Here is a 2,749-nt window from a genome sequence, read left to right as displayed (position 1 = left end):
CCCCGCCGCCGCCGCCGGCCCGCCCGGCTACCCGCCGCCGGCCGGCCACGGCTACGACGGTTACGGCAGCACCCCCTACGCCGGCTACCAGGAGCAGCCCTACGGCGCCCCGCCGGCGCACCCGCCCGCGGACGACCCGTACGCCCACACCGGCTCACTCGACGACTACGGCCCCGGCCCGCTCGGCTCCCCCGACCCCTTCGCCCCGGACGGCTACGCCCCCGGCCCGCACGCCTCCTACGGCCAGCAGGCCCCGGCTCAGGACGGCTACGCCGCGGGCGCCTACGGCCAGGACGGCTACGACCAGGGCGACTACGGGCCCGGCGGGTACGCGGCGGGCGCCGGCTACCCGGGCCCGGCGGGGTACGGCACCGACGCGTACGACCCGGGACCGGCCGCCGGCGCGTACGGATCGGGCGACTACCCGGCGGACGGCTACGGGACGCCCCAGCCCTACCAGGACCAGGCCCCGGGCCCGCAGACCCCGCCGGACGGCATCTGGGTCCCCCAACAACGCGACGGCGAACTCCCCGTCACCCCGCCCCAGCCCTACCCGTCGTACGACCCCGACCAGCGGCACACCGGCCACGACGAGCAGTACCGCTACTGACGGGACGCGCCGCCGGCCCGCTGCGGACGGGCGGGACGGAGGCGCCCCGCGCCACCACTGCCAGCCTCTGCACCCGTCGGTCACTGCACCCGTCGGCCACCGCCCGCGCCAGCCACTGCCCACCGCCCGCGCGTGTCGGCCACCGCACCGGCCGCACACCCACCCGCGCTGGTCACCCACCCGCGCCGGTCACCCCGCCGTCGGGTGGTTGCGGCTACTGCGAGCCGCGCCAGTCCGCGCCGTCGACGATCAGGCCCGCGACCATGGCGCCGGACATGCCGGCGTGGGCGAGTCCGCCGCCCGGGTGGGACCAGCCGCCGACCCGGTACAGGCCCGGCAGCGGGGTGACGTTGGCCGGGGCCAGCCGGGCGCCGCCCGCGCCGGCGAGCGCGGGGGCCGGCACGGCGCCGCTCGCCACACCGGTGTCCCGGGCCGTGTCGTACGGCGTGCGTATCTCGCGCCAGAGCAGCCGCTCGGACAGCTCAGGCAGGACCGCAGCCGCGGCGGTCAGCAGCCGCTGGGCCGCCTGCTCGACCACCGCCGGGTCGGTCCAATCCACCGCGGGGTGCGGGCGGGCCGCCGCGGTCAGCGTCACCGCCTCGTGGTCGCCGTCCGGCACCAGGTCCAGGTCGTCCGGGCGCAGCACCGTCACCGTCGGCTGCCGGGCCACCCCGCCGCCCGGCCCATCGGGCGTCGCCCGCCGGCCGGGGCGCGCCGGGAACAGCTCCGCATACTCCGCATCGAGGTCCGCCGGATGCACCACCGTGCGGTGCGCCGTGCCCGCGGGCCGGGCGCCGCGCAGCGCCAGCAGCACGGAGAACCGGCCGAGTTGCCCGCCCTCCGCAGCCGCCGCGACGCCGGCCGCACTGCCAGCTCCAGCAGGGTCCACAGCGCCGCGGGGATCTTCCGCGGCGAACCGCGGCGGGAGCAGTCGCGTCAGGCCCACCGGGTCGACACCGGCCACGACCAGGTCCGCGTCGACCGTGGTGCCATCGGTGAACTCGACGCCCGCCGCCCGGCCGTCCTTGACCAGCACGGCACCGGCCTCCGCGGCGAAGGTGAACTCCACCCGGCGGGCCAGGCACCGCTCGTACAACGCGTCGGCCAGCGCCCGGACCCCACCCCGTACGTACCAACTGCCGAAGGTCTGCTCCAGATAGGCCAGCACGGTCGCGCTGGCCGGGGCGTGGCGCGGGTCGAGGCCGTACGCCAGGGCGTGGGCCTCCAGCAGGGCGGCGAGCCGCGGATCGGCCAGCTCCCGTCGGGCGACCTTGGCCAGCGGCGCCGGGCCGCGCCGCCACCAGGCGCGCCGCAGCGCCGGATACGGGTCATCGACCAGCGCCGTCGGGTCGGCGCGCAGCGGCTCTTCCAGGAGTGGGCGCCGGGTGGCGTCCCAGACCTCGCGCGCCCGGTTGATCAGATCGCTCCACCGCTCACCGGCACCGGCGCCGAACGCGCCGTCGAGCGCGCCGACCACGCCCGCGCGGGACGCGTTCGGCAGCGTGAGCGTGGTGCCGTCGGCGAAGACGTGCGCGCCGGCCGGGTCGACCTGGCGCAGCTCCACGCACTGCTCCAGCGGCTCCTTGCCGGTCTTCACGAACAGGTCGCGGTAGACCGCCGGCAGGTGCAGCAGCCCGGGGCCGGTGTCGAAGCAGAAGCCGTCCCGCTCCAGGCGGCCGACGCCGCCGCCGTGCGTGTCCCCACGCTCGTACACCGCCACCCGGTGGCCCGCGACGGCCAGCCTGGCGGCGGCTGCCATCGCGCCCATCCCGGCGCCGATCACCGCAATCCGTGCCATGCCAGCGACTGTATCCGCCACCACTGACAACGCCCGGGCCAGGGCCGAGCCACCCACCGTCTAGGTACCCGTACCTAGACGCCCAGATGAGTAGCCGGGCGGATGGGGTCCGCCCTGGTCAGCCGGAAGAGTGAGGGGCGCGACAGGGACGCTGGCGCCGCACCGCCGACACGGGGCGGCGGAACGGCGCGGCGGCCCCGTCGCCGGGGGTGGGTCGCCCCCGGGGGCCCCCGCCGGGGCCCCCCCCCGGGATGATAGCGCCCCGGGGAGCAACGGGGCGGTCTGGTATACCCCTATGACCCAGCCCACCCGACAACATGTGTTGAAGTCGGTGGTGTCCG

Annotated in this window: 1 protein-coding gene and 1 pseudogene; one reads left to right on the top strand and one right to left on the bottom strand. The window is 77.5% G+C overall.

Annotated features, from left to right (window positions below):
- Positions 1 to 610 (top strand): annotated as a pseudogene (locus AAHZ94_RS32190) (hypothetical protein); the annotation flags it as partial.
- A gap of 214 nt (positions 611 to 824) precedes the next feature.
- Here the strand turns inward: AAHZ94_RS32190 and AAHZ94_RS32185 are convergent.
- A complete protein-coding gene (locus AAHZ94_RS32185) occupies positions 825 to 2,408 on the bottom strand; it encodes a phytoene desaturase family protein (RefSeq protein ID WP_349997247.1) in 1,584 nt (527 codons plus the stop codon).
- Positions 2,409 to 2,749 lie beyond the last annotated feature (341 nt).

Origin of the sequence: Streptomyces sp. HSW2009, assembly GCF_040240285.1 — a bacterium.
Lineage (GTDB): Bacteria > Actinomycetota > Actinomycetes > Streptomycetales > Streptomycetaceae > Streptomyces.
The sequence above is the reverse complement of the archived record's forward strand: the minus strand, read 5'-3'. Positions and strand labels throughout refer to the sequence as shown.